Source organism: Pseudomonas sp. NFACC45 (assembly GCF_900113505.1).
In the GTDB taxonomy this organism is placed as follows: Bacteria; Pseudomonadota; Gammaproteobacteria; order Pseudomonadales; family Pseudomonadaceae; genus Aquipseudomonas; species Aquipseudomonas tehranensis.
The window spans coordinates 156,786-182,293 of record NZ_FOPO01000004.1 but is presented as its reverse complement, the minus strand read 5'-3'; the positions used below and the strand labels follow the sequence as shown (position 1 = coordinate 182,293).

Annotated in this window: 20 protein-coding genes; 10 read left to right on the top strand and 10 right to left on the bottom strand. The window is 60.7% G+C overall.

The genetic code is table 11. The annotated features are described in order from the left end of the window. Positions 1-152: 152 nt before the first annotated feature. Positions 153-848, top strand: coding sequence for a tRNA (adenine(22)-N(1))-methyltransferase (locus tag BM132_RS08905; protein WP_305728327.1), 696 nt, complete (start codon positions 153-155; stop codon positions 846-848). A 151-nt stretch (positions 849-999) separates the two neighbouring features. Continuing rightward, positions 1,000-2,745, top strand: a complete 1,746-nt coding sequence (locus tag BM132_RS08900; RefSeq protein ID WP_092454700.1) for an OPT family oligopeptide transporter — start codon at positions 1,000-1,002, stop codon at positions 2,743-2,745. Here the strand turns inward: BM132_RS08900 and BM132_RS08895 are convergent. The 7 genes from BM132_RS08895 to BM132_RS08865 form a co-directional block, all read right to left on the bottom strand. Further along, a complete protein-coding gene (locus BM132_RS08895) occupies positions 2,696-4,123 on the bottom strand; it encodes an MFS transporter (RefSeq protein ID WP_092454698.1) in 1,428 nt (475 codons plus the stop codon). The genes BM132_RS08900 and BM132_RS08895 overlap by 50 nt on opposite strands. A gap of 52 nt (positions 4,124-4,175) precedes the next feature. Continuing rightward, the gene (locus BM132_RS08890; RefSeq protein ID WP_092454696.1) at positions 4,176-5,405 is read right to left on the bottom strand and encodes an OprD family porin; all 1,230 of its coding nucleotides are present in this window, start codon (positions 5,403-5,405) and stop codon (positions 4,176-4,178) included. A 117-nt stretch (positions 5,406-5,522) separates the two neighbouring features. After that, positions 5,523-6,887 (bottom strand): MFS transporter, encoded by a 1,365-nt coding sequence (locus BM132_RS08885; protein ID WP_177218153.1) that lies wholly within the window; start codon positions 6,885-6,887, stop codon positions 5,523-5,525. A gap of 82 nt (positions 6,888-6,969) precedes the next feature. Beyond that, positions 6,970-8,247, bottom strand: a complete 1,278-nt coding sequence (locus BM132_RS08880; RefSeq protein ID WP_092454692.1) for an FAD-dependent oxidoreductase — start codon at positions 8,245-8,247, stop codon at positions 6,970-6,972. Between the two features lie 92 nt (positions 8,248-8,339). Beyond that, on the bottom strand, positions 8,340-8,816 hold the full coding sequence (locus BM132_RS08875) for an aconitase X swivel domain-containing protein (protein ID WP_092454690.1): 477 nt from the start codon (positions 8,814-8,816) through the stop codon (positions 8,340-8,342). Further along, positions 8,813-10,096, bottom strand: coding sequence for an aconitase X (locus BM132_RS08870; RefSeq protein WP_092454688.1), 1,284 nt, complete (start codon positions 10,094-10,096; stop codon positions 8,813-8,815). Before BM132_RS08870 ends, BM132_RS08875 begins: the two co-directional genes overlap by 4 nt. Continuing rightward, positions 10,093-11,805, bottom strand: coding sequence for a dihydroxy-acid dehydratase (locus BM132_RS08865; RefSeq protein WP_092454686.1), 1,713 nt, complete (start codon positions 11,803-11,805; stop codon positions 10,093-10,095). The genes BM132_RS08870 and BM132_RS08865 overlap by 4 nt, the downstream gene beginning before the upstream one ends. Positions 11,806-11,927: 122 nt before the next feature. Between BM132_RS08865 and BM132_RS08860 the strand changes: the two genes are divergently transcribed. Together BM132_RS08860 and BM132_RS08855 are read left to right on the top strand one after the other, a co-directional pair. Further along, positions 11,928-12,860 carry a LysR family transcriptional regulator gene (locus tag BM132_RS08860; RefSeq protein WP_092454684.1) on the top strand — a complete coding sequence of 311 codons (933 nt, stop codon included), beginning with the start codon at positions 11,928-11,930 and terminating at the stop codon, positions 12,858-12,860. 102 nt (positions 12,861-12,962) lie between these two features. Further along, positions 12,963-14,204, top strand: coding sequence for a thiolase family protein (locus tag BM132_RS08855; protein WP_092454682.1), 1,242 nt, complete (start codon positions 12,963-12,965; stop codon positions 14,202-14,204). A gap of 140 nt (positions 14,205-14,344) precedes the next feature. Here BM132_RS08855 and BM132_RS08850 read toward each other — a convergent pair whose 3' ends face one another. From BM132_RS08850 to BM132_RS08840, 3 genes are read right to left on the bottom strand one after another with little or no spacing between them, the layout of a single operon-like run. Further along, complete coding sequence (locus BM132_RS08850) at positions 14,345-15,787, bottom strand: sensor histidine kinase (RefSeq protein ID WP_256244239.1); 1,443 nt, start codon at positions 15,785-15,787, stop codon at positions 14,345-14,347. Next, positions 15,708-16,394, bottom strand: a complete 687-nt coding sequence (locus BM132_RS08845) for a response regulator transcription factor (protein ID WP_092396523.1) — start codon at positions 16,392-16,394, stop codon at positions 15,708-15,710. The genes BM132_RS08850 and BM132_RS08845 overlap by 80 nt, the downstream gene beginning before the upstream one ends. Further along, a complete protein-coding gene (locus BM132_RS08840; protein WP_256244238.1) occupies positions 16,394-17,215 on the bottom strand; it encodes a MipA/OmpV family protein in 822 nt (273 codons plus the stop codon). Before BM132_RS08840 ends, BM132_RS08845 begins: the two co-directional genes overlap by 1 nt. 244 nt (positions 17,216-17,459) lie before the next feature. On the opposite strand from BM132_RS08840, the gene BM132_RS08835 reads away from it, so the two are divergent. The 6 genes from BM132_RS08835 (at position 17,460) to BM132_RS08810 (ending at position 25,493) form a co-directional block, all read left to right on the top strand. Beyond that, on the top strand, positions 17,460-18,650 hold the full coding sequence (locus BM132_RS08835) for an efflux RND transporter periplasmic adaptor subunit (protein ID WP_256244236.1): 1,191 nt from the start codon (positions 17,460-17,462) through the stop codon (positions 18,648-18,650). Beyond that, on the top strand, positions 18,647-21,745 hold the full coding sequence (locus BM132_RS08830) for an efflux RND transporter permease subunit (protein WP_092454678.1): 3,099 nt from the start codon (positions 18,647-18,649) through the stop codon (positions 21,743-21,745). The genes BM132_RS08835 and BM132_RS08830 overlap by 4 nt, the downstream gene beginning before the upstream one ends. 175 nt (positions 21,746-21,920) lie before the next feature. Further along, entirely contained in the window at positions 21,921-22,625 is a 705-nt protein-coding gene (locus tag BM132_RS08825) for a heavy metal response regulator transcription factor (RefSeq protein ID WP_092396527.1), read from the top strand. Beyond that, a complete protein-coding gene (locus tag BM132_RS08820; protein ID WP_092454676.1) occupies positions 22,625-23,998 on the top strand; it encodes a heavy metal sensor histidine kinase in 1,374 nt (457 codons plus the stop codon). Before BM132_RS08825 ends, BM132_RS08820 begins: the two co-directional genes overlap by 1 nt. Before the next feature lie 133 nt (positions 23,999-24,131). Then, a complete protein-coding gene (locus tag BM132_RS08815) occupies positions 24,132-24,392 on the top strand; it encodes a DUF2790 domain-containing protein (RefSeq protein WP_092396531.1) in 261 nt (86 codons plus the stop codon). Between the two features lie 45 nt (positions 24,393-24,437). Beyond that, the gene (locus BM132_RS08810; protein WP_092396533.1) at positions 24,438-25,493 is read left to right on the top strand and encodes an oxidoreductase; all 1,056 of its coding nucleotides are present in this window, start codon (positions 24,438-24,440) and stop codon (positions 25,491-25,493) included. Positions 25,494-25,508: the final 15 nt, after the last annotated feature.

Below are 25,508 nucleotides of genomic sequence, written 5' to 3'. Positions count from 1 at the left end.
GGAAAACGCGACAGGGGAAAAGATCTGAGGTCTGCCATCAGCCGTGGTTAATGAGCCGGTTTGACCCGTTGCGCGATGAGTGTTGTGATTGCCCCTCGGCTGGGCACCTGCTCAGGCTTGATCCAGACGTGGGTGATGAACAGGAGCAGCAGTTGAACGAACAGACATTGTCCCAGCGCCTGGAACGTGTGGCGGCGCATGTACCGGCCGGTGCGCGCCTAGCCGATATCGGCTCGGATCACGGCTACCTGCCGGTGGCATTGATGCGCCGGGGTGTGATTGCGGCGGCGGTGGCTGGCGAGGTGGCGTTGACTCCGTTTCGTTCGGCTGAACGCACGGTGCGCGAGAACGGTTTTACCCAGCAGGTCATCGTGCGCCTGGCCGACGGCCTGGCGGCGATCGAGCCCGGAGACGGGATCACGGCCGTCAGCCTGTGCGGCATGGGCGGCGAGACGATCCGCGACATTCTCGCCGACGGCAAGGCGCGCCTGAGCGGCCAGGAACGGCTGATCCTGCAGCCCAATGGCGGCGAGCAGCCACTGCGTCAATGGCTGATGGAAAATGGTTATCGCATCTGCTTCGAAGAAGTGCTGCGGGAAAACCGCTTCTACTACGAAATCATCGTCGCCGAGCACGCCGGGCCCGTGACGTATACCGCGCAGGAGCTGTACTTCGGGCCATTGCAGATGCGCGTCCGCAGTCCGGCGTTCCTGGCCAAGTGGCAGCGTATGCTGCGCCTCAAACAGCGCACTTTGACCCACTTCACCCGGGCGCGACAGGCCGTGCCGGAGGATAAGGTGCAAGAGATGGCTCGGCAAACCCAGTGGATCAGCGAGCTGTTGGCTTGAGCCCTCAACCACCCCGCGAACGCCTGGACAGGAATGTCCCGTGCTGGCAGGGGCTTCTCGCAGTCATGTGAACCTTCCGCCAATGCAGCGCTCATTTGTTAAGTCGCCGCGTTGAGTGATCGCGCTGTCTCATTGCCGATAAGGAATTCGCATGCACCCAACCTCGCCAACCATCGCCCTGGATTACCCTGTCGAACGTGAGCTGAGCCTGCGAGCGGTCAGTACCGGCATCGTAATCGGTATCCTGTTGACGCCTTCCAATGTGTACGCCGGCCTCAAGATTGGCTGGTCGTTCAACATGTCGATCATTGCCTTGCTGATCGGCTATGGCATTTGGCAAGGCCTGGCCAAGCGTTCGGCCGCTCAACTGCCCTGGACGCTGCACGAAAGCAACATCAACCAGACCGTGGCCTCGGCCGCTGCATCAATCATTTCCGGTGGGCTGGTTGCGCCGATCCCGGCCTATACCTTGCTGACTGGTCAACAGTTGGACGCCATCCCAATGATTGCCTGGGTGTTCTCGGTGAGCTTCCTGGGGATCTGGATCGCCTGGTACCTGCGGCCCTCATTGCTCAACGACAAGGCGCTGAAATTCCCCGAGGGCATGGCGACCCTGGAAACCCTTTTGCACATCTACAACCACGGCCACGAAGCGGCGAAGCGCTTGAAGGTGTTGCTCAGCGCTGCGTTGCTGTCGGCGTGGGTCAAAGGGGTTGATACCTTCCTGTGGACCTTCCCGCGCTGGTCGCCGACTCCGCAGCTGGAGCGCCTGACGTTTACCGCTGACCCTTCACTGTTGTTGGTCGGTTTTGGCGCGATCATCGGGATTCGCGTCGGCCTGACCCTGCTGCTCGGCGCCTTGCTGGCATGGGGCGGGTTGGCGCCGTGGCTGCTGGCGCAGGGTCTGGTGCAACTGCCACCGGACAGTAGTGGTCCGCAGTTCGCGGCGCTGGTGGAGTGGTTGCTGTGGCCGGGCGTGAGCCTGATGGTCTGTGCGACCCTGACCTCTCTGGCGATTCGCTTGTGGGCCTTGCACAAGTCCACCAGGGCAGGCGGTGGGACGACCTGGGCGGCCCCCAAGACGGGGCCCGCCGCCGGTTTCCTGTTGGCGATTATATTGGTGGTGAGCCTGCAAGCACTGTTGTTTGGCATCAACCCGTGGATGGCCTTGTTGACCATTCCCTTGGCGATCTGCCTGGCGGCCGTGGCCGCCCGTGTGGTCGGCGCCACGGGCATTGCCCCCATTGGCGCCATCGGACAATTGTCCCAACTGAGTTTTGGCATCGTCGCCCCGGGGCAGGTGCCGATCAACTTGATGAGCGCCAACACCGCCGGCGGTTCGGCTGGGCAATGCACGGACTTGATGAACGACTTCAAGGTGGGCCGGGCGATTGGCGCCACGCCGGGCAAGCAGTTGATCGCGCAAACCCTGGGGATTTTCGTCGGCAGCATCGTCGGGGTGTTGGCCTACCTGGCCCTGATCCCGGACCCGCAAGGGATGTTGCTCACCCAGGAATGGCCGGCCCCGGCGGTCGCCACCTGGAAAGCCGTGGCGCAAACCCTGACCCTGGGGCTGGACTCACTGTCAGCGAGCATTCGCTGGGCGGTCATCATCGGCGCCGTGGCCGGCTTGCTGCTAGGGATCCTCGACAGCGTACTGCCCGCGCACCGGGCCCGTTACCTGCCAAGCACGGCGGCCTTGGGCCTGGCCTTCGTCTTGCCGGCCTCGGTGTCACTGATGATGGCCCTCGGCGCGGTACTCACCTGGCTGGTGAGTTGCCGCTGGCCGAGCCTTACAGAACGCTTTGCCATCACCGCGGCGGCGGGGTTGATTGCCGGGGAGAGCATTACCGGGGTGGGGGCGTCGTTGTGGCAGATGGTTGGGAATGGGGGATGACGGTATTGTCCAACGTTAACGGTTTTGTATTCCAAAGCTCGGTGTTCACGATTGAGCGCCGATCAATGCGGGCCACGACATAGGCGCACACGCCAAGTACCGCAGGACACAGGGCCAGTACGGCGAAGCTCTTCACCACGGGCATGCCGCTGTTGAGCACATAGGCCCCGAGTAACGGCCCACATACAGAGCCGATCTTACCCATGGACGCGGCCCATCCGGCGCCGTTGCCGCGAATGGCACTGGGGTAGAAAACCCCGGCGATACTGGTGATGCCGTAGTGGCTGCCCTTGACGAAAATAGCGCCCATCAGGCTCAGTGCAATAAAGGCGTCGCCTTGCAGTTCGCCGATACCCAGGACCAGCAAAAAGGGTAACGACAACAGCGGGTATATCATTACGGCGTAGGGCCCACGAGTGTCGACCACTCGCATCAACACGAGCCCGGCCATGGCTCCGCTGAACGAGGCGAAGGAGCTTACCCATGACGCGGTAGCCCGGTCGAAGCCTGCATACTGATACACCAGTGGGCTCCATGAAGCGAGAAAGTACATGGCCATGGAGCTTGCTCCGAAGCCAATCCAGATCATGGGCGTGATCCATTTCAGTTTGCCGATGAACAACTGTCCGACACGGAAGGGGCGGTGGCCAAGGTCGATTTCATCGCCCAGAAAATAGCGGTCCCCGGCGCGAAGATCGATGCCAGGATCCAGGCGCTTGAGGATTCGCGCCACGGTTTCGGGCCGTTTGTGCTTGCTCACCAGAAATCGCACCGATTCCGGCAGGGTGAAAAACAACAACACACTGGAAAGCAAAGTCGCGATGCCGCCCAGGGCAAACACGCTGGCCCAGCCGTAGTGTGGAGCCATCCAAACGGTCAGGGGGCCGGCAACCGCGCCACCCAGGCTGAAGCCAACCATGATGATGGTGATCACGCTTGCACGGTAGCGCTTGGGCACAAACTCGATATTCAAAGCCCAGCAAAGTGGCAGCATGGCGCCCAAGGCAAAACCATTGAGAAAGCGCAAGATCAGCAGCGAGGCGTAGCTATCGGCTAGGGTGAACAGCAAGGTCATCAGGCCAAAGGCGCTGGTGGACAGGATGATGGTCGGGCGACGGCCGATCCGGTCGCCCAGATAACCGAAAAAGAATCCACCCAACATCATGCCGAACAAACCTATGGAAAAGATGTTGCCCAATTGCAGTTTATCCAGGCCAATGTCCTCGGCCATGTAGGCGGCGGTATGGGAGAGCATCAGCAAGTCAAAGCCATCGAGGAAGGTGATCAGCACCGACACACAAATGATCAGATAGTTGAAACTCGACAGTTTGCGCGCCTCAATCAAGGCGGCGACATCAATTGCGCGTGATGGGATCATGATTGCTCTCCACACAGTAAGACCCAAGTGAGCGTGTTCCGGTGTGCCGGGCTCACCACAATTTCCAGGTGTAACCGACGATCAGGCGGTTTTCATCGAGCTGCTGGGTCAGGCCATCTCCAGACCGGTACGTGACGTTGCGCCAGCGCAGGTTCAGGCCTTTCAGGGCACCGCTCTGGAGGACGTAGGTCAGGTCGGTATCACGTTCCCACTCACTGCCGTCGCTGACGGTGCTGGTGCGGATATCGCTGCCTTTCACATAACGGGTCATGAACGTCAGACCTGGTATGCCGAGCGCGGCAAAGTCATATTCGTAACGCAACTGCCAGGATTTTTCGTTGGCTTTAGTGAAGGAGTTATAGGTGACGAGGTTCGCCACATACGGAGTGCCGGTGTCGATCACGGGATACACACTGTCTCCCGACAGGTGCTGAAACGCCGCGGCAAATCGCTGGGCTCCGACGGTCAGGGTGAACATGCCATTGAAGTTGCGGTTGTCGATCTTCCCGGCCTTTGCGGCGCCAGTGTCGCTGCTGTCGACGTAGCGCAAATCGGAGCGCAGGCTGATGCCTTCTCCCAGTGGCAGTGTGTGAATCACGCCGGAAAAATGCTGGCGGTAGATGTCCTGCAGCTCACCCTGGTGGTAGCGCAGGGTCAGGTTCTTGCCCAGCGTATAGTCGCCGCCGAGCAGGTCCAGATGATCACTGCTCTGGCCGGCATAGCTGATGTCGTCATTACTGGAAGAGTCGCGGCCGTTGGCCGCTGTCAACCTCGCTGCGGTGAAGGTCAAGTTCTCGACTTCGTTCGACGTCAGGTAGGCACCGGTGAAGGTCGAGGGCAGTAGTCGGGTATCGCTGTAATACGCCAGCGGGTGAATCGGCATCAGGGTTCCTACCTTGAGCCGGGTCTGGGACAGACGCATTTTTGCGGTCAGCCCCAGTTCGCTGTACTCGTCAACCGGCTGGTTGCTGTCGGGCCCGTAGGGCAACAGTCCGCTGCCCCGTCGACCTCGGCCCGAGTCGAGCTTGATCCCCAGTTCGCCCAAGGCATCGAGGCCAAATCCAACGGTACCTTCGGTGTAGCCAGACTGAAGTTCGGCGAAGAAGCCTTGGGTCCACTCTTCGGCTTTGGCCTGGGGCGCGCCACTCTGGCGAAAGTCGCGATTGAGATAAAAATTGCGCGTGGTCAAGGTCGCGCTGCTGTCCTTGAAAAAGTCTGCCTGGACGTAGGTGCCGTGACAGAAGAGTGCAAACGCGGTGAAGAAAGGTAGATTCCTGTTCATTTTTTTATTGCTCTCAGGAGAGGGAAGACGATTATTCAGGGCGAGTTTTGCCTGACCGCGTCGGTGACGACGCGGCGCAGCAGGCATGGGACAAAGTGGTGAGTCAGAGGCCGGCGGTCACGTCTGTGACGGGGCTGGCAATGGATCCACCGCAAGGTCGTGGCGGGTCAGGTGACCGATGCCGAACGCACAGGCGGCCAGCATGGCCGGACATATGGCCAGGACCAGGAAGCTCTTGACCACTGGCATTCCGCTGTTCAGTACATAAGCGCCCAGCAATGGGCCGAGGATCGAGCCGATCTTGGCGATCGAGGTTGCCCAGCCCGCGCCATTGGCACGGATAGCGCTGGGGTAGAAGACCCCGGCGATACTGAGGATGCCGTAGTGGGAGCCTTTGACGAACACGGCCCCGACCAGGCTCAGCATCAGGAATGCGGTGCCCTGCATGCCGGAGATGCCCAGTACCAGCAGGAAAGGCAAAGCCAGCAGCGGATAGATCATCACCATGTAAGGGCCGCGGGTATCGACGAAACGCATCATCGCCAAGCCCGCCATTGCGCCGCTGAACGAGGCGATCGAGCTGACCCACGAAGCTGTCGCGCGGTCAAATCCTGCGTACTGATAGACCAGTGGGCTCCACGAGGCGAGAAAGTACATGGCCATGGAACTGGCGGAGTAGCCCAGCCAGATCATTGGGGTGACCCATTTCAGGCGGCCGATAAACAGCTGGCTGACCCGAAATTCCTTGCGACCCAGATCCGGCTCGTCCAGTAGAACGAATTGGTCGCCAGGTCGCACATCCAGGCTCGCATCCATGCGCTTGAGCGTTGCCAGGATTTTTTCCGGGCCTTTACGCTTGCTGGCCAGGAACCGGACCGATTCGGGCAGGGTGAAAAACAGGAGCATGCTGGCGGCCAGGGTCAGTACGCCGCCTAACACGAACACCCCCTGCCAACCGACATGTGGCGCCAGCCAGACGGTGATCGGGCCAGCCATCGCGCTGCCCAGACTGAAGCCGACCATGATGATGGTCACCACCGTCGAGCGATAACGCTTGGGTACGAATTCAATGTTCAAGGCCCAGCACAACGGCAGCATCGCGCCTAGAGCGAAGCCGTTGAGAAAGCGCAGGACCATCAGCGACTCATAGCTGTTGGCCAAGGCAAACAGTAAGGTCAACACCCCAAATGAGCAGGTGGAAAAAAGAATGGTGGGACGCCGCCCGATTCGGTCACCCAGGTAGCCGAAGAAGAATCCACCGAGCATCATGCCCAGCAGGCCGATGGAGAAGATCTCGCCCAGTTGGATCTTGTCCAGACCCACTTCATCGGCGATGTAGGAGGCCGTGTGCGACAGCACCAGTAAATCGAAGCCATCAAGGAAGGTGATCAGAACCGAGACCAGGATCACCACGTAGTTGAAACGTGAAAGTTTGCGACCTTCGATAAGCGCCGCTACGTCCAGGGTGCGGGACTGTGACATGTGCGTTCTCCACTGCATTTTTTTATTGTTGTTGGAGTGGCGCCCCCCGTTTGGCGGGTGGCGCGTCGAACTGCTTTAAGCACTATTCCAGATTGAACGCCAGCCGCTCGCGCAATGCCGGGGCGGGTATGTCACTCAACCTGCCATCGGGGCCTGCGAGGTCCAGCGCATGGGCCGCAGCGGCGCCCATTGCGATACAGGGGCCCATCACCCGGACACTCGACAGCGCGGCCGCGTCGGCATCGATGCAGCGACCGGCGACGACCAGGTTATCGCTACCCTCGGCAAGCATGCTGCGCAACGGCACACTGTGAATGTGATCGTCACCAAAGGGCTCCCACTGATAACCACTGGTATTGCCGTGTAATTCCACTGGCCAGGATGTACGGGCTACCGCGTCCGGGAAGATCGTCGCCGCCCGTACTTCGTCGGTTGTCAAATGATGATGTCCGACAATCCAGCGGGTCTGGCGAATACCGGGCAGCGCGTATGCCCGAACCTTGGCCTTGCTGTAAGCCTCGGGGTACTCCGACTGAAGGAAGTTGATCACCTGGTCTACCTGCTGGCGCCCGGCGATCGCGACGTGGGAAGCGGCCACCGGATCCAGAGGCGTTTCGATGTGAGTCATGTTGAACGCTGCGGTGCCGCGCCCGGGGAACTGAAAGAACAGTCCGTCGTCGCGTTCGATACCGTAGCTTTTGGCTTTTTGTTTGACCCGTTCGGTGAATTGCGCGCGGGTGGGCAAGTACGCTTCATTGATGTGCTCAAGGACGAACATCTGGGTGCCATAGATGGGTGTGTCCGGCTCGCGACAGGCAAGCCCGGCATTCCAGACTAATGCCGCGTCTCCGCTGGCGTCGATAAAGCCGTTGGCCGCGACACGCACATCGCCGTAGCGGGTGGCCAGTTCCACTTCCCGGATCCGCGGACCTTCGCGCACTACATTGCGTAACACCGCACCGAGCACCACGGTGATCCCGGCGTCGAGGACTTTCTGGCCAATCCATCGACCCAAGGCAACTTCGTCGTAGTAAACCACCGTCGTCAGGGGGCCAATAGCCTGGTGCAAGTCCCCTGAGGCACCCAGGTCACGAAGGATGTCGGCGGCGATACCGTGGGTCAGCAACCGGCGGTTCGGACCATTGGAAAACAACCCGCAGAAGGTCCCGATAATCGAACCGACCGCCTGGCCGCCGAGCATCGGCAGGGCATCGAACAGCACGACGCGTTTGCCGAGCGCAGCGGCCTCCAGAGCGGCGGAAATACCGGAGATACCAGCGCCGACAATGCATACGTCGGCCTGCAAGCGTTGCGGGGTGGGGGCGCTGGTACGGCGTACCGTGCGAATGACATGAGCCATAAAACTACCTTTGGATATGTAATAAGGGCAGCCGAGCCCGAGCCCGATGACCAAAGGTCACGGGAGCGGTTGTTGCGGCTGGCAGATTTCGCTTACGACGGCGCCCGCGTTCGCTGCGACCCGGTCGGGTGTTGCGACGGATCGGTTTGCCGTTGACGCGGGGTCACTTCAACGGTCCCGGCGTCGGCATCGACTCGGACCCAATCCCCGGTTTGAATACGGCTCAATGGATCCTCTGTGAAGTCGGTCATGGCCGGCGCATGGACGACCACGGCGCCAAGGCCCATTTTTGCGGACATTTCGTTGAACAGCATGGCGCCCGGGGCTACGCCGGCGAGACGGGCGATATGGAACTGCGAGGACCAGCCGGACGAGCCCTTGGCGCCGGGAAACACCAGCACTTTGCCGGCGAAACTGATGCCCTTGAGTTGGTGACGGGTCTCGATGACGGTTCCGGTGCGCGGGTCGATACCGCCCCAGCCAGAGATGCGGTCCCGGGTCACCAGTGCTTCGCCTTCGAAGCAGCCGCCTACGACCTTGCGGCCTGTGAGGGTGAAGGTTGTACTCATCTCAATACTCCTTTCCAACGGCCCTCAATGGCGGCCTGAACGCAATCGGCGGTGCTACCGAACCAGGTCTGGATACCCATGATCGCCGGCAGGTAGTGCGCCTGTTTGGCCGAATCGACTGCCGCCACCCGTGTGCCCGTGGGAACCACCTTGCCAATGGCCGAGCAGGTATCGGTCATCAGATGCCCACCGGCCTGTTCGATGATGCGGGTGTAGCCGGCGACATCGGCCAGTTGTTTGATCGACGCCGCCGTAAATATCCAGAGCTCGGTATTCGGACTCAGGCGCTGGCCTTCCAGCAATTGGCAGACCTCCCAGAGTTGTTCGAGGCTGTAGTGCGGGCAACCGAGCATCACGAAGTCAATCTCGTCATCACGCGCGGTGATATTGACTTGCTCGTAGGCCCAGCGCCGCTCGGCCTCGCCGAAGCGCATTGTGGCCAGGGGCGGGGACGCGCCAAACGCCTGCTCGCGGGTTTGGGCTTCAGGTGTCACCCCAACCAGGTGATACATTTCCACCCCGCCACTGGATGCCGCCGCCGCTCCGAAATGCTTGAGGCGAGCCAGGTTGGGCTGGTGACTCAAGCCCTGGATGACCGGGATGCGGTCCTGAACCTGTTCACCGACCCAGTAGCCGAGCAATCCCCAGTCAGCCGTGGTACTGACGTCTATGTCCAACTGGATCAGGTGAGTGCCGCGACGGTTCTGCTCGATATGCAGGCCCCAATAGGGGATCTTGCCGGTCAGCATCGCCGCGCCCGTGCTTTCCCGGCCTTCGGCATTGGTGCGGGCGCCGAGTACCGAGTTGATATAGATCACCGCAGAGGATTCCATCCATGCGCAGTGTTCGCCCTTTACCGGCACGTTGCCGACCTGATAGGGCGTACAGGTATTCAAGGGTTGGACCCCCAGACCACTGCTGTAGGCCTGTCCTGTTTCATAGATGCGGACCACGTCTTGCGAGACGCCTTGGCGTACAGCGTGCCGGGGGTCGATGCCTTGCTGCAGGTGGCTGCTCGAGACCTTGACCGGAGGAATCTTGACCCACTCGGCGCTGTCGAGGTTGAACTCGCTGAACACTGCATCCATACCGCCATTTTGATCTGCGTACTGACGCAGAAAGGGCGTGGTGGCGCCGATGGTACCGGCCACATTTCGCGTATCCACCAGACATTCCGCATCCAGGGCTGCGCCATAGCGCACCAGTAAATCCATGGCTTTTTGCACCGCCGGACCTTGATCGCCAGCGAGCATGGCTTTTTCGTCGTCGCGCAACTTCATTGCGGTTTCTCCCCGGGAGGGGTGATGTCCAGGGGCTTTATCAACACCGCACCGTGTTCCATGGAGGACACATTGTGGCGATATATATCCAGCCAGCCACCACCGAACTGGGAGGGCGCAGGCAGCCAGCGGGCGCGTCTGGCGTGCATTTGGGTTTCGCTGATATCGGCGTCAAGGGTGTTGAGATCCAGGTCGATATCGATGATATCGCCGTCCTCCACCAGTGCGAGGGGGCCACCGACGGCTGCTTCGGGAGCCACCTCAGCCACGACCAAACCTTTGCACACCAGCCCCGAAAGGTGACCGTCGGTCAGCATTGCCACGTGGTCACCCAGCCCGGCCCCGTCAATGGCGAACACGACCTTCGACGCACCGCCGCCCATGGCCGGACCGCCCTGTACACCGGCACCACGCATGACCACGACATGACCGGGCTGAATGCGTCCGTCCTGCAATGCCTGGATGGCATCGGCGGAGCGCTCGAAGCAGATCGCGGGGCCCTTGAACCGGCGTGGCTTGTGTGGCTCGATGCCGTATTTGACGATGCCGGCCTGCGGCGCAATGTTGCCGCGCAGCATCACGATGGCCGGTTGGGTGGCAAAGGGGGTGTGCAACGGGCGGATCACCTCGTCGTCACTGACGGTTACCCCCACCAGGTTTTGCGTGAGGGTTTTGCCGGTCACGGTCAGCACGTCACCGTGCAGCAACGGCTCAAGGCGCTTGAGCAGCCCGCGGCCACCACCTGCCGCTTCCATTTGCTCAATGCTGTGTTCGCCCACGGGGCGTACGCCGACCAGCACCGGTATCTTTTTCCCCAGTTCCCTGAAGAGTTGGTACACGTCTACGTCAATGCCACCTTCAGCCGCCACCGCCTGCATATGTTTGATGGTGTTGACCGAGCCTCCCGCGGCGAGAATGGTCGCAACGGCGTTGGCAAACGCAGCAGGAGTCAGGATGTCGCGAGGCTTCAGATCCTCCTCGATCATTTCCACGATGCGCTTGCCTGCCTGGTGAACGAAATCGAACATCTGCGGGCTATTCGCTGCAATAGGGGAACTGCCGGGCAAGGCCATGCCCAAGGCTTCACATACCAGGTGCATGGAGTTGGCCGTGCCCATGCCCGAACAGACCCCGGGCCCCTTGATGGCGTTGCGTGCCATGCCGGCCAGTTCCTCGACCGGCAGTTTGCCGGTGACCACGTGCATGGAGCTGATGAAGACATCTTCGATATCGACGTGCTGGCCTTTATATTCGCCGCTTGGCTGATACCCGCACACTACGATCAGCGTCGGGATGTTCAACCGGGCGGCAGCCATCAATTGGCCGGGTACCGTTTTGTCGCAAGAGGCCAGGCAGATCATGCCGTCGAGCTGAGCACCTTCGACCGCTACTTCAATATCATTGGTGATGAGGTCTCGGGCGGCGAGCATATAGGCTCCTCCCGCACCGGCACCGGTGATGAAATCACTGGGCGCGGCTGTACGAATTTCGAAGGGCAGCGCACCGGCATCGCGTACCGATTGCTTGAGGGTGGCAGCGATGCCGTCCAGATGACTGAAGCAGATCGCCAGGTTCGACGACGAGTTCACGATGGCGATTTTCGGTTTTTCCAGCTCGCTCTCCTCAATTCCCAAGGCGCGCCACTGGGCGGCACGCACAGCCCACAAGTAGGATCCGTAGGGGAAATTACTGCGTAGCTTCTTGGGCATGATTCGCTCCGTTGTTTTTATTAGAGGTCGATTCGGTTAATTACCTTAACGATCTTGTACCGAGTCTAGGCTTCGACCTAGAATCCGAAAACCTTATTTTACTTATAGATAAAATCCAAAATATGGATATCAAGGACGTCGATCTCAACCTGCTGAAAGTCTTCGATGCGCTGCGCAAAAAGCAAAGCGTGACCCTGGCCGGTGATCTCATGGGGCTCAGTCAGCCGGCCATGAGCTTCGCGTTGGCCAAGTTACGCACGCTGTTCGATGACCCATTGTTCATTCGCACTTCACGTGGCATGCAACCTACTGCGAGGGCCCTGCAGATCGCCGAGCCGGTGCAACGGATCCTGGAGATGGTCAGCAGCGAGGTGTTGCCATCCACCGGGTTCGTTGCCGAACACTCCGAGCGCCAATTGGTGCTGTGCATGTCGGACATCGGTGAGATGGTGTTTCTGCCCAGATTGATGCGAATGCTCGACAGTAAAGCGCCGCATTTAAAAATTCGGACCCTGGCGTTGTCTTCGGAGCAGTTGGAGGAGGGGCTGGATGCCGGCGAGGTGGACGCGGCAATCGGTTATTTTCCGCGCTTGCTCAATACCTCGATCCGGCATCGTGCGTTGTATCGCCATTCGTTTGTCTGCATCGTTCGTCGCGATCACCCGACCATCGGTGACAGCATGAGCGCCGAGCAATACCAGAGCGCATTGCATGTCGCGGTCCAGCCTGACGGGCGTGGAATGAGCGGACTGGATCGTGAGCTGGCAAGCCACGGCATCACCCGTCGGGTGCGTTTCAGCCTGCCACGGTTCATGGGCGTGCCATTTCTGGTGGCCGAATCTGACATGATCGCCACTGTACCCTTGGCAGTCGGACGGAGGTTTGCCGACATCACCGATGTGCGCCTGGTGCCGCTGCCATGGGATATTTGCGGATACGACATACACCTTTACTGGCATACGCGTTTCCATCATGACCCGGCCAACCGCTGGTTGCGACAATCCTTCATCGAACTGCTCGACGACTTCTCACCCACCGACCCGAAGCATATTTAGTTAATTTGAGTAATGGTTACTTGAATTAACTAAAATGACGGGTTAGGTTTTTGCTCACCTTCAAGTGCGCAAAGAGAGAGCAAAAGCCATGGAACTCAGGGCATGAGCAGTGCAGGGCAATATTCCACCTTTGTCGATGTAGCCATTTTCGATGCGGTGCGCACCCCCTGGGTTGATCTTGGGGGAGCCCTGGCTCAGGTTTCGCCTATCGATCTTGGGATCAAGGTCGGTCGGGAGGTGCTGGGCCGGGCCGGCATCGATCCTCTGGCCGTAGACAGCGTGCTGGCCGGCTCCATGGCCCAAGCCAGCTTTGATGCCTATTTATTGCCGCGGCACATCGGGTTGTACAGCGGCGTGGCGCAAACGGTTCCTGCGCTGGGGGTGCAGCGCATCTGCGCCACCGGCTTTGAACTGTTGCGCCAGGCTGCTAAACAGTTGCGTGATGGCGTTCAATTAGCCTTATGCGTGGCCAGTGAATCGATGTCACGCAATCCGATTGCCGCCTACACACACCGGGATGGGTTTCGTCTCGGTGGCGGGGTGCAATTCAAGGATTTTCTCTGGGAAGCCCTGTACGACCCGGCCCCCGGGTTGGACATGATCGCCACCGCCGACCACCTGGCGCGACGCTATGATCTGTGTCGCGAGGCGGTGGACCGTTATGCTTGCGACAGTCATCAGCGAGCCTTGCAGGCACAGCGCGAAGGCGCCTGGTGTGAGGAGATCGTACCCATCGATAACCAGGTGTTCGAACTGGAAGGCTATCAGCCAAGGGGCATCAAGCTGCCGCGTCGCACCAGTATCGTCACCCAGGACAGCCATCCACGACCCACTGACTTCTCGGCGCTGTCGCGCCTGCGGGCGTTACATGTGGGTGGCGTACAAACCGCCGGTAACAGCTGCGCGGTCGTCGATGGCGCAGCGGCGGCCCTGGTAGGACGGGGCTCAGCCTGCACGCGTAGGCCCCTGGCTCGCTTGCTGGCCAGCGCGGTGGTCGGGGTGGCGCCGGAGTTCATGGGTATCGGCCCGGCACCCGCGATTCGTCTGTTGCTGCAACGCAGTGGATTGAGTCTTGATGACATTGGTCGTTTCGAGATCAACGAAGCCCAGGCGGCGCAGGTACTGGCGGTCGCGCAGGAGTTGGAACTGGATCAGACCCGGCTCAACGTCCAGGGTGGCTCTTTGGCTGTCGGGCATCCACTGGCTGCTACCGGCTTGCGGTTGGTCATGACCCTGGCCAGGCAGTTGCGTCAGCACAATCTGCGTTACGGGATAGCCGCAGCATGTGTCGGCGGTGGCCAGGGCATGGCGCTGTTGATCGAGAATCCGACCTACCACAGCTGAGTTTCTGCCCGCCCTGAGTGGGGGGCGGGCCGTTTTATACTCTGACGAGGTGACTGATGTTGGCTGCTGTCGTGGATGCACGGGCTGCCCTGGCGTTTATCTGAGGGGCGAGGGCGGGGCGTTCGCACGAGCGCGGGTACTCAAAGCCGGGCAGGGGCATCCAACCGCTCCGGCCAAGACAACTCAAACAGCAGGCCCGGCTCGCCTCGCTTTGCAGACAGCCTCCAACCATGGGCCCGTGCAATTTCCTGGCAGATCGTCAGGCCAAGCCCTGCGCCGTGGTCACGGCGATGCGGCCCGCGCCAGAAGCGCGTGAACAAGTGCGGCAATTGCTCGCGATCAACGCCCGGCCCCCAATCGCGCACCCTGAGTGTATCCGCACTGACGTGCACCTTGACCTCAGTACCTCGGGGGGCGTGTTGAATGGCATTTTCCAGCAGATTCTTGAGCAACGTGAAGAGTGCGCTTCGATCGGCCTGCCATTGGCCGCCGGCGGGCGTCTCGTCAATCAGAACAAGACGTACGTCGACGGCCTCGGCCATACGCTGCAGATAGCCGCAGGCTTCCTTGGCGACATCGGCGATTTCCACCGTGGCAAAACTGTAATTCTGAACCTCACTGGCTTCGGTCAGGAGCAGCAGTTGCTGGACTTGCCGGGTCATATGCGCCACGTCATTGAGCAGGGCGTTGCGGGGGTGATGGTCTTGCATCAGTTCGATTTGCGCGCGAATCAGCGCCAGCGGTGTTTTCAACTCGTGCGCTGCGGTTGCAAGGAACTCCTGCTGGATACGATAACCTTGCTCCAGGCGCGCAAGCGCCTGGTTGAAGCTGGTGATCAGCGGCTCGACCTCGGACGGCACGGTTTTGACCTGCAACCGCGAGTGCAGGGAACGAGGGGAGATGGCAGCCGCTGACTCCGACGCTTCACGCAAGGGTTTGAGGGTGTAGCCCAACGTGAAATAAGCGCAGGCGCCGAAGACGAACAGCAGCACCAGGCTGAACAGCGCGATCCCGGCCCCCATGAATGGCCAGGCAAATCCTCCATGGAGCAAATCCATGAGCCTCTCGCTGGCAGCAAATTGCAGATACCAGGTCTTGCCTTGATGCTCGACAGCCGCGGTGGCGGCGTACATGACGATGCCTTCACGCTCGAACTTGAATCTCGGCTGCTGCGATGGAGGAGCCGTTGCCACTGAAGACCAAAACGTCGCGTCGGTGGAGGTCAGGGCCACCTTGCCCGTTGAGTCCAGCACGCGGTGGCCGATTTCCCGCCTCAGACTATCGAAGGTCCAGATTCGGTCACTCTCAGTGCTGTCGAATCCGATGGGTCGGCCAGTGGCATCGAACTGGAGCTTGCCGGCCAGATCTTGGGTGCGCTCGGCGACGTCGGTGGTCAACAAGATATCGCTCTTGGACGTGATAAGCGCGAGCGCTCCCAACGCAATCAGCAGGATGCTCAACCCCACGCCGACCACGTAGGCGAGCAGCACCTTGAAGCTGATGCTATTGCTCCACGTCTTCTTGACGAAGGGCATAACCGAGACCTCTGAGATTGATGATTCGTTGGCGGGAGCCGATGGCAAGCAGCTTGCGGCGGATCCGGTGAAGGGCCACATCCAGGGCGTTAGGCGTCACGGCTTCGCTCAAGCCCCAGCCTGCCGCTTCTATCGCGGTGCGCCGCACGATTTCCCCTGGCTTTCGCAACAGCAACAGCATGATCTGCATTTCCGCCGGCGCCAGAGGAATGCTTTGGCCGGCACAGCTCATGACGCCGGTATCGGGTTGCAGGCTCAGGTCACCATGACTCGGCGCGAGTGGACGACAGTCCACCGGACGCCTTAGCAACGCCCGCACTCGCGCGACCATCTCATCCATGGCGAACGGCTTGGGCAGATAGTCATCTGCTCCAGCATCCAGGCCTGCGACACGGTCATGCAGTGCGTCGCGCGCCGTGAGGACAAGGCAGGGCACGCCAAGCCCGGCGTTGCGCAAGCGCTGCAACAGGACGAGCCCGTCGCCGTCCGGCAAGCCGCGATCAAGAATCAGTGCCTGGTAGGGGACCCGCCCGATAGCCGCCCACGCGCCATCGATGCGATTGACCACATCGACGGCGATGCCGGCGCTCGCCAGGCCTTTGCACACCAGATGCGCCAATCGCTCGTGGTCTTCGACCAGCAGAATACGACTCATCAGAAGCGGTACAGGTAGCCGAAGAGCACGCTGTTTTCGGTAGAACGGTCTACCAGCGGGCTGTCCTTGATCTCATCGGCGAGGTTCGTGGCCTTGATGTCAAGGAATACGGAGTGATGGTCATCGAACATATAGTTTCCACGAACGCCCAGTTCGGTATTGAGGCCGGATTTTCCATCATAGGCTGCTCGATCAATGCGAGCTTCACTTTCGCGAACGCCAAAATAGTAATCAACGTACTTTTGGTCCTGCCATATCGCCGCCATTCGCGGCGTGAGCGTGAGGTGCTCAGCCCATTGCCAGGATCTCTCAAGACCCAGGGTAAAACGCTGGCCCTTGCTGTTGCCCGATACGTCCGCCAGCCACTGGGCGCTGACATCGGCCAGCGGGTTGCGCCACTGCACCTTGGCGCCAGCCCAGAAGCCACCTTTACGGTCACTCATGCCATCCAGGAAACGGGCATCGTCGTCGTCATACCCACTGAAATCGTATTCACCGACGATGCTCAGATCCAGTTGCTGGGAGTCGTTGATAGTGAAACCCGGCAGCTTGATCTCGGCGGTAGGGCCGAATACGCGCACGTAGTCATTTTCAAAGTAGATCAACGGGATGGCCTGACTTTCACGGTCGACGCCCTTGTACGGCGATTGGCTGCTGACCGCCCCCATGCCAAGGCCCCAGGATGAAGAGGGCTCGGCGTTTGCCGACTCAGCGGCGAGGACGGTCATGGATGAGCACAGACCGAGCACCAAGGCTGACGAGGTGGCGGTCAGCCGGGTTGCACTTGCAGCTTTAGAGGTTGGCAGGGGCGTGCAATGCATGGGGTTCTCCAGATCAATAGGATGAAAACGACCCTATCGTCGAAAAGTTCTTCTTACTGGACACTTACCCATCAACCGACACCGATTCTCTGGCTGGTAAGCATCGCGAAAGATTCCCTATCCGATAGTGGGCACCCCGAGGCAACCACGCCAATGGGAGTGTGACGCTTCAGCGCCCGACGCGCCGACCAGCACCCCGCGAGCGTTGCGATCACGCGATACCTTGCGCAGGAATTCGATCTCCATGAAAAGAAAAACACGGCACGCCTTACTGATTGTGGTGACGACGCTTTGCTCGATCATGGGTGTGATGACAGCGCTGGCGATCGGATCTGCGGGTGAGACGCTCGACAGCGCCAAGGTGCAAACGTCGTCCAGGCCGGCGCTCACGGTGACCGTCACGACGCTCCAGCCGGCCATGCTACCGATCCGGGTCCGCGCACACGGCAACATCATGGCGTGGCAGGAAGCGAGTATCGGGACCGAGGCGGATGGCCTGCGACTGGCCGAGGTCAATGTGAATGTCGGCGACCTGGTTCGGCGTGGCCAGGTGCTCGCCGTGTTCGCATCCGACACCGTGGCCGCCGAGCTTGCGCAGAGTCGCGCCGCCAGCGCCGAAGCGCGGGCGACACTCGCTGAAGCCGCCGCTAACGCCCGGCGTGCCCGGGCGTTGCAAGACGGCGGTGCGCTGTCGGCCCAGCAGGTTCAGCAGTATGTGACGGCAGAGCGTAGGGCTCAGGCGCGACTCAACGCGAGCAGGGCAGTGGAGAGGGTGCAACGCCTGCGCCTCGCCCAGACTCGGGTGTTGGCGCCCGACGACGGCGTGATTTCGGCTCGCAGCGCAACGGTTGGCGCCGTACTGCCTGCCGGGGAAGAGCTGTTTCGTTTGATTCGCAACGCGCGGCTTGAATGGCGCGCAGAAGTCGCGGCAGCTGAGCTGGTGAAACTCAAGCCGGGTCAGCTGGCACGGGTGACCCTCGCCAGCGGCGCGCCGGTTGAGGGCACGCTGCGACAGGTCGCGCCCATAGTCGATATGCAAACTCGCAACGGGTTGGTGTTCGTCGACCTGCCTGCGGACGGCGCGGCGCGTGCCGGCATGTTTGCTCAGGGCGACTTCGAATTGGGTGTGGCGCGCCTGCTGACATTACCGCAGAGCGCCGTGTTGCAACGCGACGGTTTCAGTTATGTATGGCAAGTAGGGGCGGCATCCAGGGTTATCCAGAAGCGGGTGACGGTGGGGCCGCGCGCCGGGGAGCGCATCGCAATCAGCGGCGGGATCGATGCGACGGCCCAGGTGGTCGTGGCCGGTGTTGGCTTTCTCAGCGACGGCGATCAGGTCCGGGTCGTCCAGGAACCGCCCGCCGTGGACCCGGCGCGAGCAGCATCCGCTTCCGGTTCGGTTGTCGTCAGCGAAGCAAGCCGGAGCGCGCCATGAGCCTTAATGCATCGTCGTGGGCGATCCGCAATCCGACGCCGTCAATCCTGTTGTTTATCTTGCTGACTTTTGCAGGCCTGATGGGATTTTCGGCGTTGAAGGTCCAGAACTTCCCCGACATCGATTTTCCCATGGTCACCGTCTCGCTCGAGCTGCCAGGGGCTTCGCCGGTACAACTGGAGAACGATGTCGCCCGCAGGATCGAGGACTCCCTGGCGACGGTGCAGGGCGTCAAGCACATCCAGAGCACGTTGACGGATGGCAATGCGCAAGTCACGGTCGAGTTTCGTTTGGAGAAGCCGCTGCAGGAAGCGCTCGACGACGTGCGCGACGCGGTTGCACGGGTAAGGGCCGATCTCCCGGCCGATCTGCGCGACCCGGTGATTAGAAAAGTCGACTTTGCCAGCTCTCCGATCCTGACCTACACGGTTTCGGCAAGCCACATGGATGCGGAGTCGCTGTCGTGGTTTGTTGACAACACCCTCAGCAAAACCTTGCTGGCGGTTCCCGGGGTCGGTGCCGTCACACGCGTTGGTGGTGTAACCCGGGAAATACGCATCGATCTGGACCCGGTTCGCCTGCTGGCGCTAAACACCTCGGCCTTGAACATCTCTCGCCAACTGCGCCGCGTCCAGCAAGAGGCATCGGGCGGCAGGGTCGACCTGGGCGGGGCCGAGCAGACAGTGCGCACCCTTGCCACTGTGCAGTCGGCGCAAGAGGTTGCCGCGCTTGAGATCACTTTGAACGATGGCCGGCGTATCCGGCTCGACCAGGTCGGCACGGTTTCCGATACCGTCGCCGAACCACGCTCGGCCGCGCTTCTGAATGGCGAGCCGGTGGTCGGCTTCGAAATTGCCCGCGCAAGAGGGGCTGGCGAAGTGGAGGTCGACAAGGGGGTACGCGCAGCGCTCGATACGCTCGTTACCCAGTATCCCGGTATCGTCATCGCTCAGGCGTTCAACTTTGTCGATCCGGTGATCGAGAATTACGACGGGTCGCTGCATTTGCTCTACGAGGGCGCAGCGCTTGCGGTGTTGGTGGTGTTCCTGTTTCTGCGGGACTGGCGGGCGACGTTCGTTTCGGCGGTCGCCTTGCCACTCTCGGTGATACCGACATTTGCCGTGATGCACTGGATGGGGTTCACCCTCAACACCGTAACGCTGCTGTCCCTGTCGTTGGTGATCGGCGTTCTGGTGGACGATGCCATCGTCGAAGTCGAGAACATCGGCCGCCATCTGCAGATGGGTAAGAAACCCTATCAGGCGGCCATGGACGCTGCCGACGAAATCGGCTTGGCGGTGATCGCCACGACGTTCACGCTCATTGCCGTATTCCTGCCCACCGCCTTCATGAGCGGCACGGTCGGTCAGTTCTTCGTTCAATTCGGCTGGACGGCGGCGACCGCTGTGTTCTTCTCCCTGGTGGTGGCTCGCCTGCTGACGCCGATGATGTCAGCCTACCTGCTTCGTACACCGAAGCACCCACCCCGCCAGCAGTCACGATGGGTGAGCGTGTATCTGTGCTGGGTACGCTGGTGCCTGGGCCATCGCGCATTGACGCTCACCACCGCGGCGCTGGTTTTTGTCGGCGCGCTGCTGCTTGTACCCTTGCTGCCGAGCACCTTCATCCCTCCCGACGACGACTGGCAAACGCAAGTGACGCTGACGCTCGCTCCCGGTAGCAAGCTCGATGACACGCTCTTGCTTGCCGAACGGGCGCGAGGGATTGCCGAGCAAAACCGGCATGTGCAGAAGGTTTATACCGCCATCGGCGCTGGTAATGCTGGAGCCGGCCCGACCGAGCACGCCGACAGTTCTGGCGTCAATGTGCGTACGGCCGTCTTGACGCTTGAACTGACGCACCGCAATGAGCGACCAGGGCTGACCCGGCAGCAGATCGAAAACCAGCTTCGTGAGGCACTTGCCATCCTTCCCGGCGCGCGCGTCAAGGTCGCCATGGACGAGTCGGAAAGCTACCTGCTTGTCCTCGCCGGTGAGGATGGGCTTGCGCTCGCCCGGCACGCGCAGCAGGTGGAGCGGGAGTTGCGAACCCTCCCGCAGGTTATTGGCGCGGTCACCTCGACCGCCAGCCTGCTACGTCCTGAATTGGTTGTGCGGCCCGACTTTGCGCGCGCAGCCGACCTTGGCGTCACATCGGCAGACATCGCTGACACGCTGCGCGTTGCAACGCTTGGTGATTATGATCAGGAACTGGCCAAGCTCAATTTCAGCGAGCGGCAAGTGCCGATTGTCGTGCGCCTGTCCGCTGCCGCTCGTCAGGACATCGAAATACTCAAGCGTCTGCCGGTACCCGGCGCGCGTGGCCCTGTACCGTTGGAAAGCGTTGCGACCCTCGAAATCGGCAGTGGCTCGGCGCAAATAGTGCGTTACGACCGCATGCGCAACATCAATTTCGAAATCGAGGCGAGCGGCCAGCCGCTGGGTGACATCGAGCAGGCTGTGCTTTCCCTGCCGAGCTTGCGGGACCTGCCGCCGGGTGTTGTGCAGACTGCCAGGGGGGATGCCGAAGCAATGGGCGAGCTTGCCTCGGGTTTCGGTATCGCCATGCTCACGGGCGTGTTGTGCATCTACATGGTGCTGGTGCTGTTGCTCAAGGATTTCGTGCAACCGCTGACTGTCCTCGTCGCACTCATACTTTGCGTCCCTGGTGCGATCCTGGCGCTTTTCGCCAGCCAGTCGGCGTTATCAATGCCATCGATGATCGGGCTGATCATGTTGATGGGCATTGCGACGAAGAACTCGATTCTGCTGATCGACTACATCGTTCTGGCACGCCGTCACCATGGCCTGGATCGCTGGGAAGCGATCATCGATGCGTGTAGCAAGCGGGTCCGACCGATCATCATGACGACAATGGCAATGGGGGCGGGCATGACGCCAATCGCGCTAGGCTGGGGCGCCGATCCGAGTTTTCGATCGCCCATGGCTATCGTGGTGATGGGTGGGCTGGTGACCTCGACTTTGCTGAGTCTGCTGGTGGTGCCGGTGGTGTTTACTTGCCTGGATGATGTCCAGCAATGGATCCATCTACACACCCGCAAGGGATCCGAGCGGGCCACCTCTACAGGCCTTTGAACAAGCTTGTCAGCCGATTCTGACAAAAATGTCAGGAAACGGTCAGTTTGCGGACACCTTCATTGTCTAGACTGGCGGAGGGTAGCTACAGGCTACTTTGCAGGTCGTGTGCAAAAATAACCCAAACCGGGCTCCTGTTTGCCCGGTTGTCCCGCTTCCCGAGAGGAGTTACCTGATGCGCCTGCTCATCGTCGAGGACGAAGAAAAGACTTCCTCCTATGTGCATCGTGGCCTGAGTGAGCTCGGCTACATTGTTGATGTGGCGAGTAACGGTATCGATGGGCTGCATTACGCGTTGGAAATGGAATATGACGTCGTGATCCTTGATGTCATGTTACCGGGCAAGGACGGTTATGGCGTACTGGAGGGCTTGCGCCTGCAGAAAAAAACCCCGGTCATCATGTTGTCGGCCAGGGGCACGGTGGATGATCGCGTTCGCGGATTGCGCGAAGGCGCTGATGACTATCTCAGCAAACCCTTTTCCTTTGCCGAACTGGTCGCCCGCGTCCAGGCATTGATCCGTCGGCGCACCGCAGACTCGGCTGACCTGACCCATCTGCGCATCGACGACCTGGAGGTCGACCTGCAAGCGCGCAAGGTGACCAGGGCCGGCCTGCGGCTGGATCTGACGGCCAAGGAGTTTTGTCTGTTGAGCCTGCTGGCGCGCCATCAAGGAGAGATTCTTTCCAAAATGATGATTGCCGAGCAGGTCTGGGACATGAATTTCGACAGTGATGCCAACGTCGTCGAAGTGGCGATCAAGCGTGTCCGGGCCAAGGTCGATGTGCCTTATTCGCGCAAACTGCTGCATACCGTGCGGGGCATGGGCTATGTACTGGAAAGCCGTGAAGCCGACGGCAGACAAAATGGTACGTCATGATGAAAGGATCGATAGCCAAGCGGCTCGCCCTGATGTTTGCGCTTTCGGTCATGCTGATCACCGCGATCAGCGCGACGCTGCTGCGCTGTTCCTTGAAGACGTCGCTCGAAGAGCAGATGCAAAACGAGTTGATCCTGCGTCATTCCGTCCTTGATCCCGTGCTCGCAAAATACGATTCACCGGCGTTCTGGATCGGCTTGCGTGAAAAGCTGGACGGCCTGACGCCCACAGATGAGCGGGTGCGTTATTGGGTCCTGGTGGACAACCCGGCCTACAGCTATGGCGGGGGGATGCCGGACGGCCAGGATTGGTCGAAGCGCCCGGATGGATTCTTCAGCATGGCGATACCCGAACGGGATCGTCCCATGGTGCTGCAAGTCAAGACCATCCCCGCCATGGGGAACCGCCCGGAGTTGCGCTTTATCGTGGGGCTCGATTCAACGCCGTTCATGAAGACCCTGGACCATTTCACCAAGACGCTGATCCTGACGTCGGCGCTGGGCGTGGTACTGGTCGCGCTGCTGGGTTACTGGATCGCGCGTTTCGGTCTGGGACCGGTCAGGCGCTTGAGCCGTCAGGCCAACAGCCTGCCGCCGGGTGATTCAAAGCAGCGACTGGACACCGAGGCACTGCCCGACGAGTTACAGGAACTGGCGGTGTCGTTCAACGGCGCCCTGGCTCGCCAGGAGGCCGCCTGGTGCCAGCTCGAAGGGTTCAATGCCAATGTCGCCCATGAGCTGAGAACGCCTCTGACCAACCTGATCGGGCAGACCCAGGTCGCGTTGGCTCACGGCCGTGATGTGGCTGAGCTTCAGGATCTGCTGCAGTCGAATCTGGAAGAGCTTGAACGCATGGGCACCATCGTCAATGACATGCTGTTCCTGGCGGGTGCGGAAAGTGGGCAGCGTGCAACCGAGCTCAGTGATGTCTCGCTCTACGAGGAGGCGTCAAAGACGGTGGAATACCTTGAGCCCGTGTTGCTCGACAAACATCTGAACGTGGCGATCGAAGGCGACATGTGCGTGCGCATCGACCGGCGCCTGTTTCATCGCTCCCTGGCCAATCTGCTGCACAACGCAGCACGTTACGCGGTACCGGGGAGCACCATCACGGTGAATCTGGTCAGCCACGGCATGCAGGTTGAGGTGAGCGTTTCCAACGCCGGGGAGCCCATTGACGACGTGCACCTGCAGCGCTTGTTCGAGCGCTTCTATCGCGCCGATGTCGCCCGGGCGCGAAGCGACGCGCACCATGGCCTGGGTCTGTCCATTGTGCGGGCAATAGCGTCCATGCACGGTGGACGAGTGTTCGCCCACAGCAAGGATGGCTTCAATACCTTTGGATTTTCCCTGATCAGCCAAGCAGCCCGCTAGTCATCGTCACGCGATGCCCGGCGTGGCTCGCCGGTGTTTGACATCTTCCTGTCAGTCAGCAGTCACCTTGACGTCAGTCGCCCCTCCTTAGAGTGCTACGACCATCCCGGTAAGGACAGTCGTGGAGTCCACTATGAACATTCAAAACGTGTCGATTGCCAGTCTTCTGGCATTTATCACTCTGAGCGGTTTGCCTCTGTTTGCCGAAGAAAAAAACGATGTTCCCGCCTACGAATATGGCATGCCGCTGGACATCGCCAGGGTCATCCGCATTGAAGAACCGAAGTCGCAGGTGTGCGAGGTCGTGCGCGCCAAGATGACCTACGTGAATACCCAGGGGGTCACCAAGCGCGTCAGCTTTCTGCAGCAGTCTGAGGTGTGCACGCTCCAGTGACCGTCCGGCGGTGCTGGTTCTTCATCCAAATAAAGGGCTAAAACCATGAGCATCAGAACAGCAGCAACCGAAACTGGCCTATCGAATCATTTGAGCCGACTGGTGAAGCTGGCTCGAACACTCACCGTTGGTGCCGTGCTGCTCAGCGCGGTCAGTATCGATGCGTCCAGTCGCGCCGAGCCGAAACCGGACTGGTCGACCCGCGACATGCCTTCCCAGAAAGGTCGAATTGTCCTGATCACCGGCGGCACGAGCGGCATGGGCTACGAGGACGCACTGGCACTGGCGCGCGCCGGTGCCGACGTGATCATTGCTGCGCGCAACCCGGAGCGGGGCGCGCAGGCCATTGCGCAAATCAAACAGTCCGTACCCGACGCCAAGGTGCAGTTCGAGGCCGTGGATCTGGCCAATCTTTCATCGGTACGCGACCTGGCCCAGCGTCTGAACCAGAGACTGCCGCGCCTGGATGTGTTGATCAACAATGCCGCCGTCATGGCGCCTCCTGAGCGGGGAGTTTCTGCGGATGGCTTCGAGCTCCAGTTGGCGACCAACTACCTGGGGCACTTTGCGTTGACCGGCTTGCTGGTGCCGTTGTTACGTCAAAGCCAGGACGCCCGCGTGGTGAGCCTGTCAAGCATCGCCGCGGCTCGCGGAACAATGAACTTCAACGACTTGCAAGCCGAGCAGCAGTACCAGCCACTGGCCGCTTATGCGCAATCCAAACTGGCCATCCTCCACTGGACATTGGCCTTGCAGCAGCGCAGCGAGGCCGAAGATTGGGACATTCGCAGTATTGCTGCGCACCCTGGCGTCGCCGTCACCGAGTTGGTCGCGCGTGGACCGGGTCTGAACAGCGAGTTCGGCCAGCGATGGGCCAAGGATCGCGACGCCTACCATTCAGCTGCACAGGGTGCGTTGCCCACTCTGTATGCCGCCACCGCGCCTGAGGCGGTGGGTGGTGCCTATTACGGGCCGACCGGTGACGATGAAAAACGCGGCCCGCTGGGCTTCGCCAGGATGCCGCCGGCCGCCACCGATGAGGCAGATGCCGAACGGCTCTGGAGCATCTCCGAGCAACTGACCGGCGTTACCTACCGCTGATCAACGCTTGGGCAC